This is a genomic window from Nocardia sp. No.11, assembly GCF_038752175.1.
Lineage (GTDB): Bacteria > Actinomycetota > Actinomycetes > Mycobacteriales > Mycobacteriaceae > Nocardia > Nocardia canadensis.
In genome coordinates, this window is sequence record NZ_JBCGFB010000129.1 from 1,943 (window position 1) to 16,327 (window position 14,385).

The window sequence follows — 14,385 nt, forward strand, 5'->3', positions numbered from 1 at the left end:
GCGGAGTCCGGGCGCTTCTCGTTTGTCCTGGCTATCGGCGCATGAAGATCGGCACTTCGATGTCGTCGTCATCGTCGCCGTCGTCGCCCTGGTCGGGGTTGTTGACGCGGTTCATGGCCTGCTCGGTGACCCGCTGACGCTCCGACTCCCGATACCGCTCGGTGTCGCGGTAGCTCGGGGCGCTGGTCCGCCCGCTCGACACCCCGCTGGTGGCGGGTTCGGTCGCGCGGACCGGAGCCTCGCTGCGCGCCTGGCCGACCTCGCCCGCGCGCCCGGCGCCGATCGGGTTGGACCCGACCCGGGTGCTGTGCGATTCGGGCACCGCCCGCCGGGAGGGGCCGCCACCGTCGAAACCGGCCGCGATGACGGTGACGCGCACCTCGTCGCCCAGCGAATCGTCGATAACCGTACCGAAGATGATGTTGGCCTCGATGTGGGCCGCCTCCTGCACCAGCGAGGCCGCCTCGTTGATCTCGAACAGACCGAGATCGGAGCCGCCGGCGATCGAGAGCAGCACGCCGTGCGCGCCGTCCATCGACGCCTCGAGCAGCGGCGAGTTGATCGCCGTCTCCGCGGCCTTCACCGACCGGCCCTCACCGCGCGCCGAGCCGATGCCCATCAGCGCCGAACCGGCGCCGGACATGACGGACTTGACGTCGGCGAAGTCGACGTTGATCAGACCCGGGGTGGTGATCAGGTCGGTGATGCCCTGGACACCGTTGAGGAGCACCTCGTCGGCGGAGCGGAACGCGTCCATCAGGCTCACCGCCGCGTCGCCCAGCTGCAGCAGCCGGTCGTTCGGAATAACGATGAGGGTGTCGCACGACTCGCGAAGCAGGTTGATCCCCACCTCGGCCTGGTTCCCACGCCGCTTGCCCTCGAAAGAGAACGGCCGGGTCACGACACCTATGGTCAGCGCGCCCAGCTTGCGGGCGATGCTGGCGACGACGGGCGCGCCACCGGTACCGGTGCCACCGCCCTCGCCCGCGGTGACGAAGACCATGTCGGCGCCCTTGAGCACCTCTTCGATCTCGTCCTTGTGGTCTTCGGCGGCCTTGCGGCCGACTTCCGGATCGGCACCGGCACCGAGGCCGCGAGTCAGCTCGCGGCCGACATCGAGTTTGACGTCGGCATCGCTCATCAGCAGGGCTTGGGCGTCGGTATTGACCGCGATGAACTCGACTCCCTTGAGTCCCTGTTCGATCATTCGGTTGACGGCGTTCACGCCGCCGCCGCCGATACCGACGACCTTGATCACTGCAAGGTAGTTGTGCGGGGGCGTCATGGGCTCTCGCCTTCCTTCGATCTTAAACCCTCAACCTCAACCATAGGGTTGGCGTTATGTCAAGTATCCGACTGCTGCGGAACGCTATTCGCAGCCACTGCGATCCCGGCGCAGGCGCGCCGAGACGAGAGCCAGAATCTTGTGCCACAAAGAGTGTCGCTCACTTTACCGTGACCAGATTCGGACTCGACACGTCGAACACGGTCCCCTCACGGGTCAGCAGCGGCAACACGACGGCAGCTTTGCGCTCGCCGTCGCCCGTGCCGCCCCACACTACCTTCCTACCGTCACGTAGGTTCAATGAGACGTCCGAATTCGACCGTGCGACAACCTCACCCACCTGCACCGACAGGGCGGGTGGCAGCGTGACCAGCACGTCCACCGCCGCCCTGGCCGCCGCGGGCCCGGTGAAGGATCCCTCGGTGAGCAGCTTCGGCACCCCGATCGGCGGCGCGGGCTCGATCGCGAATTCGACGCTCTCGGCGTCGATCAGGTGCGCGCCGTCCGGTGATTCGAGGTACAGCACCGGTGTTCGTTCCACCACGCTCACCAGCACGGTGGAGGGGAATTTGCGCTGCACCCGCACCGAACGCACCTTCGGAATCGCGGCCACACGCTGGGCGATCGCGGTGGTATCGATGCGCAACATCGAACGGCCGTCCGGGATTTCGAGCCGCGTGCGGACCTCATCCTCGGAGACCGCGGCCAAGCCGTCGACGCGCACGGTCCGCACCGACAACACCGGGGTGAACCACGCGAGAACGACGAGGACCGTGACCACGAGGACGCCGACCGCCGTCCAGAGCCGGTAGCCGCGCCACCCGCGCGCGGCGGGCATCGGCAATCTCACCGGCCGCCCTGTTGCGGCCGGGCGCGCAAACCGTCGAGGATCTGGCTGCCGAGCATGGTGACATCGCCGGCGCCCATGGTGATCACCACGTCACCGGGCTGCGCGAGCCCGGCGACCTGCTTGCCCACCTTCGACATATCCGGCTGGTAGTGCACGGGGCTCGTCACCGCCTGCGCCACCAGCGCGCCGTTGACACCGGGCAGCGGCTCCTCGCGCGCGCCGTAGACATCGAGCACGACGACCTCGTCGGCCAGGCTCAGCGCGGTGCCGAACTCGGTGGCGAAGGTGGCGGTGCGGCTGTACAGATGCGGCTGGAACACCACGATCACCCGGCCGCGCCGGGTCCGCGCGCCGTCGCGCGCCTCCTGGGCGACCAGCTGGGCCGCGGCCTCGAGCACGGCGCGCACCTCGGTGGGATGGTGGGCGTAGTCGTCGAAGACGCGAACGCCGTTCTCCCGGCCGGTGAACTGGAACCGGCGGTGTACGCCGCCGAACCCCTCCAGCCCCTGCACGATCTCGTCGATATCGGCGCCGGTGGCCCGGGCGGCGAGCAGCGCGGCGAGCGCGTTGAGCGCCATGTGCCTGCCCGGCACCGACAGCCGCACCGTGCGCGGTGTGCTCTCCCCCGCCAGCTCGAATTCGACGATGCCGCCGACATCGCGCGGCTGCCAATCGATCAGGCGCGCGCCGACCGGCACCGGGGACGCCGACAGGTCGCCGGAGCCGTAGCCCAGGACCGCCACGCCGCGCTCGGCCAGGCGCGGGGCGACCCGATGCGCCAGCGCCAGCGAGCCGGGGTCGTCCAGGCACACCACCAGCAGACCGCCGGGGGCGAGCCGGTCGGCGAAGTCGTCGAAGACCTGGATGTAGGCCTCGTCGGTGCCGAAGAAGTCGAGGTGATCGGATTCGATGTTGGTGACCACGGCGACGTCCGGGTCGTACTGCAGCAGTGAGCCGTCGGACTCGTCGGCCTCGGCGACGAAGATGTCCCCGCTGCCGTGATGGGCGTTGGTGCCCGCCTCGTTGAGCTCGCCGCCGACCGCGAACGACGGGTCGGCGCCGCAGTGCTGTAGCGACACGATCAGCATCGAAGTGGTCGAGGTCTTGCCGTGCGTGCCCGAGACCAGCAGCGTCTTGTGCCCGCGCATCAGCGCGGCGAGCACGGTCGGGCGCAGCAGCACCGGGATCTGGCGCCGATTCGCCTCGACCAGTTCGGGATTGGTCTTCGGGATCGCGGCATAGGTGGTGACGACCACCGTCGGGCCGCCGGGCAGCAGGTCGAGCGCGTCGGCGTCGTGGCCGATACGGACCTGCGCGCCGCGTGCCCGCAGCGACAGCACACCGCGGCTCTCACGGGCATCCGAACCGGAGACCGCGCCACCACGGGCCAGCAGGATCCGGGCGATGCCGGACATGCCCGCGCCGCCGATGCCGACCATGTGCACCCGTTCGAGTTCGGGCGGCAGCGCCGTCGCGAGATCCTCGCCGCTCGAGCTGCGTGCACCGCCGATGATCGGGCGGCCCGCGTGCTCCGCTGCCGCCTCCGGCCGCTGACCGCTCATCGGGCGACCTCGGTGACGATCCTGGCCACCGTGTCGGCAGCGTCGCGATGGCCGGCGCCGGCGGCGGCGCGGCTCATCTCGGCGAGTCGAGCGGGGTCGAGCAGCAGCGGAATCACCTCATCGATCACGTATTTCGGGGTCAGGTCGGCATCGGCGACAATTCTGCCACCTCCCTGCGCGACCACGGGCCTGGCGTTGAACTCCTGCTCGCCGTTGCCGTGCGGCAGCGGAACGTAGAAGGCGGGCAGTCCGACCGCCGACACCTCGGCCACGGTCATCGCGCCGGAGCGGCACACCACCGCGTCGGCGGCGGCGTAGGCCAGGTCCATCCGGGACAGGTACGACACGGCGACATACGGCGCGGCCGCGTCGGCGGTGCTCACCTCGACACTGTTCTTCGGGCCGTGCGCGTGCAGCACCGAGATGCCCGCGGCCGCCAGCTGCGGCGCGGCGCCGGAGACGGCCTCGTTGAGGCTGCGCGCGCCCTGCGACCCGCCGAACACCAGCAGCACCGGCCCCTCGGCCGGCAGGCCGAAGTGGGCGCGGGCCTCGGCGCGCAGGGCCGCGCGGTCGAGGCCGGTGATGGAGGCGCGCACCGGGATGCCGACGACCTGGGCGTTGGCCAGGCCCGAATCGGGCACGGCGGCCAGCACCTTCGCGGCGAGCTTGGCGCCGACCTTGTTGGCGATGCCCGCTTTGGCGTTGGCCTCGTGCACCACCACCGGCACGGCCCGCTTGCGGCCGAAAAGGCCACCGCGCGCGGCGAGGTAGGCGGGCAGCGCGACATAGCCGCCGAAGCCGATGATCACGTCGGCCTGCACCGCATCGATGACGGCCCTGGTCGCCTTCACCGAGGCGCGCACCCGCCCGGGCAGACGCAGCAGGTCGGCGGAGGGCTTGCGTGGCAACGGGACCGGCGGGATCAGCTCGAGCGGGTACCCGCGTTCGGGAACGAGCTCGGTCTCCAGTCCGCGTTCGGTGCCCAGCGCGGTCACCCGGATCGAAGCGTCGAGCGCGCGCAGGGCGTCGGCGACGGCGAGCGCGGGTTCGATATGGCCTGCGGTGCCTCCGCCTGCGACGATCACCGACAACCCGGGACGCGGGTGACTCACGTGGATCTACCTCGTTCTCTCTGTGTTCGACTTGCCCGGTTCACGAGGGCCTGCGTGGTCACGCATCGCCACCTCCGGCCCGCCTCTTCACCGGGCGGTGCGGCATCGGATAGGTCGGTTCCCATGCTCGGGTCGACCGTAGCGAACTGGTGCCGCGGCTCTGGGGGGCGCGTCGGCGACGGGGGGCCGGGCTCTCGCGGCGCGCGGCCGGACGAGGCCGCTCGGCCCTGGCTTTCGAGGCGGACCGGCGCGGGGCGTCGGCCTTGAACGGTGTGTACACCTCGGGCACCGGCAGGCGCAGCATCCGGCTCACGCGGCCGTCCTGTCCGGCCTGCAACGCCGAGACCGCCTCCGGTTCGTGCCGGGCGGCACTGGCGATGATGCCGAACATGAACAGCGTGATGGCCAGCGAGGAACCACCGGCCGACACCAGCGGCAGCTGCAGACCGGTCACCGGCAGCAGGCCGACGACGTAGCCGATGTTGATCAGCGCCTGCGCGGTGATCCAGGTGGTGGCGGTGGCGGTGAGCAGCCGCAGGAACGGGTCGACCGACCGCAGCGCGATCCGGATACCGGCGTAGACGAACAGCGCGAACAGCGCCAGCACCAGCATGCAGCCCAGGAAGCCGAGTTCCTCGCCGATGATGGCGAAGATGAAGTCGTTGTGCGAGTTCGGCAGGTAGCTCCACTTCGCGCGGCTCTGGCCGAGGCCGCGGCCCCAGATGCCGCCGTCGGCGAGGGAGTACTTGGCCTGGCGCGCCTGGTAGTTGACGCCCTGCGGGTCGTCACCGGGGTTGAAGAACGCGCGCACCCGGTCGGAGCGATAGCCGGCCGACAGCGCCAGCACCGACGCCGCGACCACACCGGTGACCATGATCCCGACGAACAGCCGCACCGGCAGCCCGCCGAACCACAGCAGCGCCATCAACACGATGCCGAGCGCGATCGTGGTCGACAGGTTCGGTTCCAGCACCACCAGCAGACACACCAGCAGACCGGCGGGCACCAGCGGCACCAGGATGTCCTTGAGCTGGGCGCCACGACGTGGGGCCAGCAGATGCGCGCCCCACACCACCAGCGTCACCTTGACGACCTCGGACGGCTGGATCGACAGCGGGCCGATGTCGAACCAGCGCCGCGCGCCGCCGTGGATGGCGCCGATGCCGGGGATCAGCACCAGCACCAGCGCGAGCACCGAGATGCTGAAGATCGGGAACGACCACTGCCGCAGCAGCCGCAACGGCAGCCGTAGCGCGATATAGAAGGCGATGGCGCCGAGGCCGGCGAACATCGCCTGCTGGATGAACAGCGCGTACGCCGATCCGCCGCCGGCGTAGGCCTCGACGCTCGACGCCGAGAGCACCATGACCAGGCCGAGCACGGTCAGCAGAGTCGCGATGGTGACGATCAGATGGAAGGACGCGAGCGGGCGGGCCAACCACGCGCCGAAGCGCTCCCCCGCCCAACCCGGCTGTGCCGCGTTCCGTCCGCCCCGGCGTCCTACGCGGTTACGCAAGCTGCCTCCTCCGGGCGCTGACGGTTCAGCCGGGCGCGTCTGTGTCATAGTGCCCGCCCGATGTCACCGTCTTCCAGTGCCGTCACCGCGTCCACGAAGCAGCGTCCGCGGTGGGTGTAGTCGTCGTACATGTCCAGGGAGGCGGCCGCGGGCGCGAGCAACACGGTGTCTCCGGCACGGGCCAGACCCGCCGCGGCGCGCACCGCGCGGCCCATGACCGCTTCGGCACGCTGGGATCTCGACGACTCCATGCCTGCATCGTCTCGCGCGTCCAGCTCGATGACCGGGACCTCGGGTGCGTGTCGCGCCAATGCGGCGGCGATCACCGGCGCGTCGGCCCCGAACAGGACCGCGCCGACCAGCCGGTCGCCCACTTCCTCGATGAGGTCGTCGACACTGGCGCCCTTGAGCAGACCGCCCGCCACCCAGACCACGTGCGGGTGCGCCATGATCGCCGCGCGCGCGGCGTGCGGGTTGGTGGCCTTGGAGTCGTCGATGAAGTCGACCCCGCCGAGTTCGCGGACGAACGCGGTGCGGTGCGGGCCCACCTTGTGCTCGGCGAGGCCTTCCTTGACGAACTGCGGGGCCACGTCGATCGCCCTGGTCAGCGCGGAGGCGGCGAGGGCATCGGCGATGCCTGCCGGGCCCTGCGGGCTGATGTCGGAGGTCTCGGCCAGGATCGCGGCCTTGGTGAACGCGCGGTCCAGCAGCTTGCCGTCGACCACGCCGAGCTCGCCGTCGGCGGGCACGCCGATGCGGAAGCCGACGGTGCGACGGGCCTTGGCCTTGCGCGCCAGCGAGCCCGCCACCGGATCGTCGAGGCCGACGACGCCGACCCGGCCGGTCAGCGCGCGCGCCTTGGCGGCGGCGTAGGCGTCGAGGCCGCCGTGCCAATCGAGGTGATCCTCGGCGACATTGAGCACGACACCGGCCTCCGGGCGCACCGACGGCGCCCAGTGCAGCTGGAACGAGGACAGCTCGACCGCGAGGACCTGCGGGCCGGGATTGCGGCGCAGCGCGTCCAGGATCGGCAGACCGATGTTGCCGCAGGCCACGCTGGAGATGCCGGCGGCACGCAGGATCGAGTGCGTCATATTGGTGGTGGTGGTCTTGCCGTTGGTGCCGGTGATGACCAGCCACTTGCGGACCGGGCCGTAGATCCGGGCCTGGTCGACCCACCAGGCGAACTCGACGTCACCCCAGACCGGGATGCCCTCGGTGACGGCGGAGACCAGCACCGGTGAATCCGGTCGCCAGCCCGGGCTGGTGATGACCAGCGCGAACCTGCTCAGATCGGCGGTCTCCAGCTCGACGCTGGTGGCGACCTCGAGACCCAGCTCGGCGGCCTCGGCCAGCGCCTTGGCGCCGCTGTCGGTGACCACCGGATGCGCGCCGATATCGCGCAGCGGTTCGATCAGTGAGCGCCCGGAAACGCCCCAGCCCGCGACGAGCACGTCACGGCCACGCAGGAATTCGAGCATGGGGCCCGGGGAGCGGAGGGCACGGGGAGAGTGTTCGACCATGTTCGTCCTCACCCGACCTGCGAGAGATATTCGCTGTAGAACAGTCCGAGACCCACGGCGGCGGCGATGCCGGCCAGGATCCAGAACCTGATGATCACCGTGGTTTCGGCCCACTTGCTCAATTCGAAGTGGTGATGGAACGGCGCCATCTTGAACAACCGGTTGCGGGTGGTGCGGTAGACCGCCACCTGCAGCACCACCGACGCCGCCTCGGCGACGAACAGCGCGCCGATGACGACCATCAGCAGCTCGGTGCGGGTGGTGACCGACAACCCGGCCAGCATGCCGCCCAGCGCCAGCGAGCCGGTGTCGCCCATGAAGATCTTGGCGGGCGCGGCGTTCCACCACAGGAAGCCGATGCACGCGGCGGCCGCGGCGGCACACACCAGCGCCAGGTCCAGCGGGTCGCGCACGTCGTAGCAGCCGGCCTCGGGGCTGGTCGAGCACGCGTTGCGGTACTGCCAGAAGGTGATGATCACGTACGCGCCGAGCACCAGGCTCATCGAGCCCGCCGCCAGACCGTCCAGGCCGTCGGTCAGGTTGACCGCGTTGGACCAGGCCACCACCAGCAGGCAGACGAAGACGACGAACACGATCGCGCCCATCGACACCGTGGAGATGTCGCGCACATAGGAGATGTGCTTGCTGCCCGGGGTGAGGCCGTTCTGGCCGCGGAACTGCAGCACCAGCACCGCGAACAGGACCGCGGCGCCGATCTGGCCGATGTACTTGCCCGCGGCCGACAGACCGAGGTTGCGCTGCTTGCGCAGCTTGATGAAGTCGTCGAGGAAGCCGACGACGCCGAGCGCGGTGGTCAGCCCGAGCACGAGCAGACCCGAGGCCGTCGGGCCCTCCGCGTCGTAGCCGATGCCGATCAGGTGCGAGCCGAGGTACCCCGCCCACATGCCGATCAGGATGGCGACACCGCCCATGGTCGGGGTACCGCGCTTGGCCTGGTGACTGGCCGGGCCGTCGACCCGGATCTCCTGGCCGAAGCCCTGCCTGGCGAAGACCCGGATCAGCAACGGCGTCAACAGGATCGACACCGCCAGTGCGATCCCCGCCGCGAATAGAATCTGCCTCATCGAGCCGCCTCCGTGCTACCTTCCCCTGCCCTGGTCAGGTGCTCGGCGACGGCCCACAGACCGACCGCCTTCGACGCCTTGACCAGTACCACATCGCCCGCGGCGATCTCGTCGTCGAGCAGCGCGATCGCCGCGTCGATATCGGGCACGAGGATCGACTCCTCGCCCCATGAGCCTTCCATCACCGCGCCCTGGTGCATTCCCCGGGATGGCCGTCCGGTGCCGACCACGATCAACCGGTCGACGTCGAGGCGCACCGCGAGGCGGCCGATCGCGTCGTGTTCGATCACCGAGGTGTCGCCGAGCTCGCCCATCTCGCCGAGCACAGCCCAGCTGCGGCGCGGCTCGTCGCCCGCCTTGGCCAGGGTGACCAGCGCCTTGAGCGCGGCCTTCACCGAGTCGGGGTTGGCGTTGTAGGAATCGTTGATGACGGTGACGCCCTCGGCGGTGGTGCGCACGTCCATCCGGCGCGCCGAGGCCGCGGTGGCGCCGGACAGCGCCTGGGCGACGGTGGCCAGGTCGGCGCCGCATTCCAGCGCGACGGCGGCCGCGGCCAGCGCGTTGCCGACCTGGTGCTCGCCGTGCACGGCCAGCCGCACCGGGACGGACTCCCCGCCCGCGTGCAGGGTGAACCGGGCACGGGCCTGCTCGTCGGTGACCACGTCGGTGGCGCGGATGTCGGCGTCACCGGCCAGGCCGACCCGCACGACCCGGGCCCGGGTCCGCGACGCCATGGCGGCGACGTTCGGATCGTCGGCGTTGAGCACGGCCAGCCCGTCGGCGGGCAGCGCCTCGACCAGCTCGCCCTTGGTCTGGGCGATGGCCTCCCGGCTGCCGAACTCGCCCAGGTGGGCGGTGCCGACATTGAGCACCACGCCGATGCGCGGCGGCGCGATACGCGCCAGCGCGGCGATGTGGCCGGGTCCGCGGGCTGACAGCTCGAGCGCGAGGAACTTGGTGTCCAGGCCGGCGCGCAGCGCGGTCCAGGGGTGCCCGAGTTCGTTGTTGAACGACCCGGGCGGGGCGACGACCGGACCCAGTGGTGCCAGCACGGCGGCCAGCAGGTCCTTGGTCGAGGTCTTGCCGGAGGACCCGGTGACGCCGACGACGGTCAGCCCGGTGCGCTCGGCCAGCCGCTCGGTGCTGGCCCGCGCCAGCGCGGCCAACGCGGCCAGCACGGCGGCGCCGGAGCCGTCGCCGTCGTGGCTCAGCGCCACCGAGGACGCCGGGACCGAGCCGAGGTCCGGCGCGACGACGATCGCGGGCACCCCGACCGGCCGGGCCGCCAGCACGGCCACCGCGCCCGCGGCCACCGCGGCGGCGGCGTAGTCGTGTCCGTCGGAGTTGGCGCCCGGCAGCGCGAGGAACAGATCGCCGGAACCGATTCGGCGCGAATCGAATTCGACCGAACCGGTCACCAGTGCCTGAGGGTCGGGTACGTCGTGCAGCTCGCCGCCGACGACGTCCGCGATCTCCCGCAGTGTCATCTCGATCATGAAACCGTCAAGTCCTCCGAGTCCGTCTGCGGACTGTGTCGTGTCTGCAGGGTTTCCAGCGCCGCCGCGACCACCTCGCGGTCGTCGAAGGGATGCTTGACGCCCTGGATCTCCTGCCCCGCCTCGTGGCCCTTGCCCGCGATGAGCACCACGTCGCCGGAACGCGCCCAGGCGATGGCGGCGGCGATGGCCGCCGCGCGGTCACCGATCTCGCGGATCTCGCCGCGGTCGGTGGCCGGGAGTTCGTGCGCACCGGCCACCACGGCGGCCCTGATGGCCGCCGGGTCCTCGGTGCGGGGATTGTCGTCGGTGACGATCAGCAGGTCGGCGCCGCGTGCGGCGGCCGCGCCCATCAACGGGCGCTTGGCCGCGTCACGGTCGCCGCCGGCGCCGACGACGACGGCCAGCCTGCCCTGCCCGGCCTCGGTGAGGTGGCCGCGCAGGGTGGCCACCACCGATTCGACCGCGGCGGGCTTGTGCGCGTAGTCGACGNCAGGTCGGCGCCGCGTGCGGCGGCCGCGCCCATCAACGGGCGCTTGGCCGCGTCACGGTCGCCGCCGGCGCCGACGACGACGGCCAGCCTGCCCTGCCCGGCCTCGGTGAGGTGGCCGCGCAGGGTGGCCACCACCGATTCGACCGCGGCGGGCTTGTGCGCGTAGTCGACGACGGCGAGGAAGTCCTGGCCACGCTCGACCCGCTGCATGCGGCCGGGGACGTCGACCGTGGCCAGCGCGGGCGCGGCGACGGCCGGATCGACCCCGGCGGCGGCACAGGTCGCGACGGCCAGTAGTGCGTTGGCGACGTTGTAGCGGCCGGGCAGCCGCAGCCGCACGGACAGCTCGCCGTCCGGCCCGGCCGCGGTGAACTCCTGCTCGCCGCCGGTGGCGCGGACGTCACCGGTCACGTGCCAGGTGGCGCCCTCCGATATCGCGCCGGTGGTCGACACCGTGACCGGCGCGGTGAGGTCGCCCGCGAGGCGGGTGCCCCACTCGTCGTCGACGCAGATCACCGCGGTGCGCGCGGCGACCGGCGAATCCGCGTCGAAGAGCTTGCGTTTGGCGGCGAAGTAGTCCTCGAAGTCGGCGTGGAAGTCGAGGTGGTCCTGGGACAGGTTGGTGAAGGCGCCGACGGCGAAGCGCACGCCGTCGACCCGGCCCAGCGCCAGCGCGTGGCTGGAGACCTCCATCACGACCGCCTGCACGCCCTGCTCGACCATCGCCGCGAACATCGCGTGCAGCTGGGGCGCCTCGGGCGTGGTGAGCGCGCTGGGCACCCGCCTGCCGCCGATGCGGGTCTCGATGGTGCCGATCAGCCCGGTGGACAGGCCCGCCGCGGCGAGCCCGGCCTCCACCAGGTACGACGTGGTGGTCTTGCCGGAGGTCCCGGTGATGCCGATGATGCGCAACCGGTCGCTCGGGTGGCCGTAGATCTCGGCCGAAAGCTCGCCGAGCGCGGCGCGCGGCCGCTCGCGCACCAGGACCGGGACGGCGACCTCGCCGATCAGGGCGGCGCCTGCGGCGTCGGTGTACACGGCCACCGCGCCGCGATCGATGGCGTCGGCGGCGAAGCGCGCGCCGTGCGCGTTCGCGCCGGGCAGCGCGGCGAACAGGTCACCGGGGCGCACGGCGTTGGACCGCTGCTCTATGCCGGTGACGGTTACTTCGGTGGTCACCGGGGTCGCCACCGTGGCGCCGGTGAGGTCCAGCAGGGCCCGCAGCGACGTCGACGGCGGCGTGGTGGGCCGGAGCGCGTGCGGGCTGGACTGCGCGGGCACAAGGCTCCTCTCTGAGAGTGATCGAGCGCGTGGGCGAGACGAGCAGTCAGGTTACCGACGCGCGGTGTCGGATGGACAACGCGGGTTGTGCCTAGGCGGAGGAGTTAGAGCCCGGCCTCCAGCACCAGCCGTTTGGGCTCCGGTGACGGCGGCACGCGGTCGCGCTGCAACGCCCAGGAGGCGATGCTGTGGAACAGCGGCGCGGCCGACCCGCCACCGCTGCCGTCGGAGCTGCGGATCGGCGCGTCGAGCATCATGCCGATCACGTAGCGGGGGTTGTCGGCGGGCGCCATCCCGGCGAAGGTGATGTAGAACGACGACGACGAATAGCACCGGCAGGCCGGGTCGACCTTCTGCGCGGTGCCGGTCTTGCCCGCCACCTGGTAGCCCTCGATGGCGGCCGGGGAGCCGGTGCCCATCTGGTAACCCATCGGGTCCTTCTGCACGGTCGCCTGGAAGACGGTGCGCAGGGTGCTCGCGGTCTGCGGGCTCACCACGCGCACGCCGTCGGGCTGCAGTTCCTCGGTGCGGGTGCCGTCGGGGGCGATCCTGGCCTTGACGATGCGCGGTGGGATGCGCAGGCCGTCGTTGGCGATGGCCTGGTACATGCCGGTCATCTGCAGCGTCGTCATCGAAAGACCCTGACCGATGGGCAGGTTCGCGAAGGTGCCGCCGGACCACTGGTCGCGCGCGGGCACCTGGCCCGGGCTCTCGCCGGGCAGGCCGATCCCGGTGCGCTTGCCGAGGCCGAAGCGGTCGACCATGTCGGCGAAGCGGTCCTCGCCCACCCGCTGCGCGAGCATGAGAGTGCCCACGTTGGAGGACTTTCCGAAGACGCCGGTGGTCGTGTACGGCGCGGTGCCGTGCTGCCACGCGTCGTTGACGGTGACCCCCGACATCCGGATCGAGCCGGGCACCTGCAGCACCTCGTCGGGCGTGGTGAGCCCGTACTCGATCGCGGCGGCCGCGGTGACGATCTTGTTCACCGAGCCGGGCTCGAACGGTTCGGCGACCGAGGGATTGCTCATATCGGCCGAGGCCCAATGCTGGGGTCCCAGTGCGGGATTGAAGGTGTTGTCGTTGGCCATCGCCAGCACCTGGCCGGTCTTGGCGTCGAGCACCACCGCCGAGGCCGAGGACGCGCCGGAGAGCTGCTTGGCCTGCTGCACCTGCTGCTGGACGTAGTACTGCATGTCCTCGTCGAGGGTCAGTTCCACGCCGTAGCCGTTCACTGCGGGCTGCTGATCGCGGTAGCTGCCGGGGATCACCGCGCCGTCGGAGCCGCGGTCGTAGGTGCGCGAGCCGTCGGTGCCCGCGAGCACCGAGTCCAGCGCGGACTCCAGGCCGATCTGACCGTGCCCGTCCCAACCGGTCGCGCCGACCACATTGGCCGCCAGTGCGCCACCGGGGTATTCGCGCAAGTCCTGGCGTTCGGCGCCGACCTCGGGGAACTTGGCCTGGATCTCCGAGGCCACCCGCGGATCGACATTGCGGGCCAGATAGGTGAAGGTCTTGTCGCTGCGCAGCTTGTCCAGCAGCTCTTCTTCCTTGGGTGCCGCGGCACCGAGCTTGTCGTGGACGAACTCGGCGATGTCCTTCAGACGCTGTTCGGGATCGGGCGCGCTCGGCTTGGCCTTCTTGGCGTCGGCCAGCTGCTGGCGCACCCGGACCGGCTGGAAGGTCAGCGCTTTCGCGGTGATGGTGAAGGCGAGCTGGTTGCCGTGCCGGTCGGTGATCGGGCCGCGCACGGCGGCCTCGGTCTCCTTGGTGGTGCGCTGGGAGGCGGCCTGCGCCGAGAGCGCGGGCGCGGCCAGGCTCTGGATGTAGAGCAACTGCAGCGCCACCACCGCCAGCGTCGCCAGCAGGGTGACCCGGCCGACGCCGAGGCGCAACCGGATCGGCCGGTCCGGCGAGAGCGACCCCGAACGGCGGGCCCTCGACGAGACCGGCCCGCGTCGCTGTTGCGACGCGGGCCCGCTCTGCCTCATCGACCGCCCTCCGGAGCGACGATCCGCGGTGACTCGCTCGGCGGCCCCGCGACCCGGCCTGGTAGGCCCGCCGCGACACCCGGGGCGGGTGGCGGCGTGTCGGCCGGTGCGGGCGGCTCGCCCTGCTCTCCGGGGATGCTCTGCTCGACGACGGGGGCGCCCTGCTCGACGGGCGCGGCGACGTCGACCCGGTC

11 protein-coding genes and 1 pseudogene are annotated in these 14,385 nt (G+C 71.3%); all 12 read right to left on the reverse strand.

Annotation, left to right across the window (positions count from 1 at the left end):
- Positions 1-31 precede the first annotated feature (31 nt).
- The gene (gene ftsZ / locus V8688_RS26845) at positions 32-1,285 is read right to left on the reverse strand and encodes a cell division protein FtsZ (RefSeq protein ID WP_218716000.1); all 1,254 of its coding nucleotides are present in this window, start codon (positions 1,283-1,285) and stop codon (positions 32-34) included.
- A gap of 160 nt (positions 1,286-1,445) precedes the next feature.
- Positions 1,446-2,123 carry an FtsQ-type POTRA domain-containing protein gene (locus tag V8688_RS26850; protein ID WP_342801959.1) on the reverse strand — a complete coding sequence of 226 codons (678 nt, stop codon included), beginning with the start codon at positions 2,121-2,123 and terminating at the stop codon, positions 1,446-1,448.
- Positions 2,124-2,131: 8 nt separating this feature from the next.
- On the reverse strand, positions 2,132-3,574 hold the full coding sequence (gene murC, locus V8688_RS26855) for a UDP-N-acetylmuramate--L-alanine ligase (RefSeq protein WP_218716005.1): 1,443 nt from the start codon (positions 3,572-3,574) through the stop codon (positions 2,132-2,134).
- Between the two features lie 119 nt (positions 3,575-3,693).
- Positions 3,694-4,809, reverse strand: a complete 1,116-nt coding sequence (murG, locus tag V8688_RS26860; RefSeq protein ID WP_342801960.1) for an undecaprenyldiphospho-muramoylpentapeptide beta-N-acetylglucosaminyltransferase — start codon at positions 4,807-4,809, stop codon at positions 3,694-3,696.
- A gap of 58 nt (positions 4,810-4,867) precedes the next feature.
- Positions 4,868-6,247 (reverse strand): putative lipid II flippase FtsW, encoded by a 1,380-nt coding sequence (ftsW, locus tag V8688_RS26865; protein ID WP_342801964.1) that lies wholly within the window; start codon positions 6,245-6,247, stop codon positions 4,868-4,870.
- A gap of 122 nt (positions 6,248-6,369) precedes the next feature.
- Positions 6,370-7,806: a UDP-N-acetylmuramoyl-L-alanine--D-glutamate ligase gene (gene murD, locus V8688_RS26870; protein ID WP_218716008.1), complete on the reverse strand. Its 1,437-nt coding sequence runs from the start codon at positions 7,804-7,806 to the stop codon at positions 6,370-6,372.
- Positions 7,807-7,856: 50 nt separating this feature from the next.
- Complete coding sequence (gene mraY, locus V8688_RS26875; RefSeq protein ID WP_218716002.1) at positions 7,857-8,933, reverse strand: phospho-N-acetylmuramoyl-pentapeptide-transferase; 1,077 nt, start codon at positions 8,931-8,933, stop codon at positions 7,857-7,859.
- The gene (murF, locus tag V8688_RS26880; RefSeq protein WP_342801961.1) at positions 8,930-10,429 is read right to left on the reverse strand and encodes a UDP-N-acetylmuramoyl-tripeptide--D-alanyl-D-alanine ligase; all 1,500 of its coding nucleotides are present in this window, start codon (positions 10,427-10,429) and stop codon (positions 8,930-8,932) included. Before murF ends, mraY begins: the two co-directional genes overlap by 4 nt.
- Positions 10,426-10,881 carry a cyanophycin synthetase gene (locus V8688_RS26885; protein WP_342801962.1) on the reverse strand — a complete coding sequence of 152 codons (456 nt, stop codon included), beginning with the start codon at positions 10,879-10,881 and terminating at the stop codon, positions 10,426-10,428. The genes murF and V8688_RS26885 overlap by 4 nt, the downstream gene beginning before the upstream one ends.
- Positions 10,782-12,203 carry a UDP-N-acetylmuramoyl-L-alanyl-D-glutamate--2,6-diaminopimelate ligase gene (locus V8688_RS26890; RefSeq protein ID WP_342801963.1) on the reverse strand — a complete coding sequence of 474 codons (1,422 nt, stop codon included), beginning with the start codon at positions 12,201-12,203 and terminating at the stop codon, positions 10,782-10,784. The genes V8688_RS26885 and V8688_RS26890 overlap by 100 nt, the downstream gene beginning before the upstream one ends.
- Positions 12,204-12,307: 104 nt before the next feature.
- Entirely contained in the window at positions 12,308-14,191 is a 1,884-nt protein-coding gene (locus tag V8688_RS26895; protein ID WP_255586621.1) for a penicillin-binding protein 2, read from the reverse strand.
- A pseudogene (locus V8688_RS26900) lies at positions 14,188-14,385 on the reverse strand (hypothetical protein); the annotation flags it as partial. The gene V8688_RS26895 and the pseudogene V8688_RS26900, both read right to left, overlap by 4 nt.

Bases quoted from the DNA above. Each gene is read 5' to 3' on its own strand.
- ftsZ (WP_218716000.1), bottom strand. From the start codon at position 1,285: ATGACGCCCCCGCACAACTACCTTGCAGTGATCAAGGTCGTCGGTATC.
- V8688_RS26850 (WP_342801959.1), bottom strand. From the start codon at position 2,123: ATGCCCGCCGCGCGCGGGTGGCGCGGCTACCGGCTCTGGACGGCGGTC.
- murC (WP_218716005.1), bottom strand. From the start codon at position 3,574: ATGGTCGGCATCGGCGGCGCGGGCATGTCCGGCATCGCCCGGATCCTG.
- murD (WP_218716008.1), bottom strand. From the start codon at position 7,806: ATGCTCGAATTCCTGCGTGGCCGTGACGTGCTCGTCGCGGGCTGGGGC.
- mraY (WP_218716002.1), bottom strand. From the start codon at position 8,933: ATGAGGCAGATTCTATTCGCGGCGGGGATCGCACTGGCGGTGTCGATC.
- murF (WP_342801961.1), bottom strand. From the start codon at position 10,429: ATGATCGAGATGACACTGCGGGAGATCGCGGACGTCGTCGGCGGCGAG.
- V8688_RS26895 (WP_255586621.1), bottom strand. From the start codon at position 14,191: ATGAGGCAGAGCGGGCCCGCGTCGCAACAGCGACGCGGGCCGGTCTCG.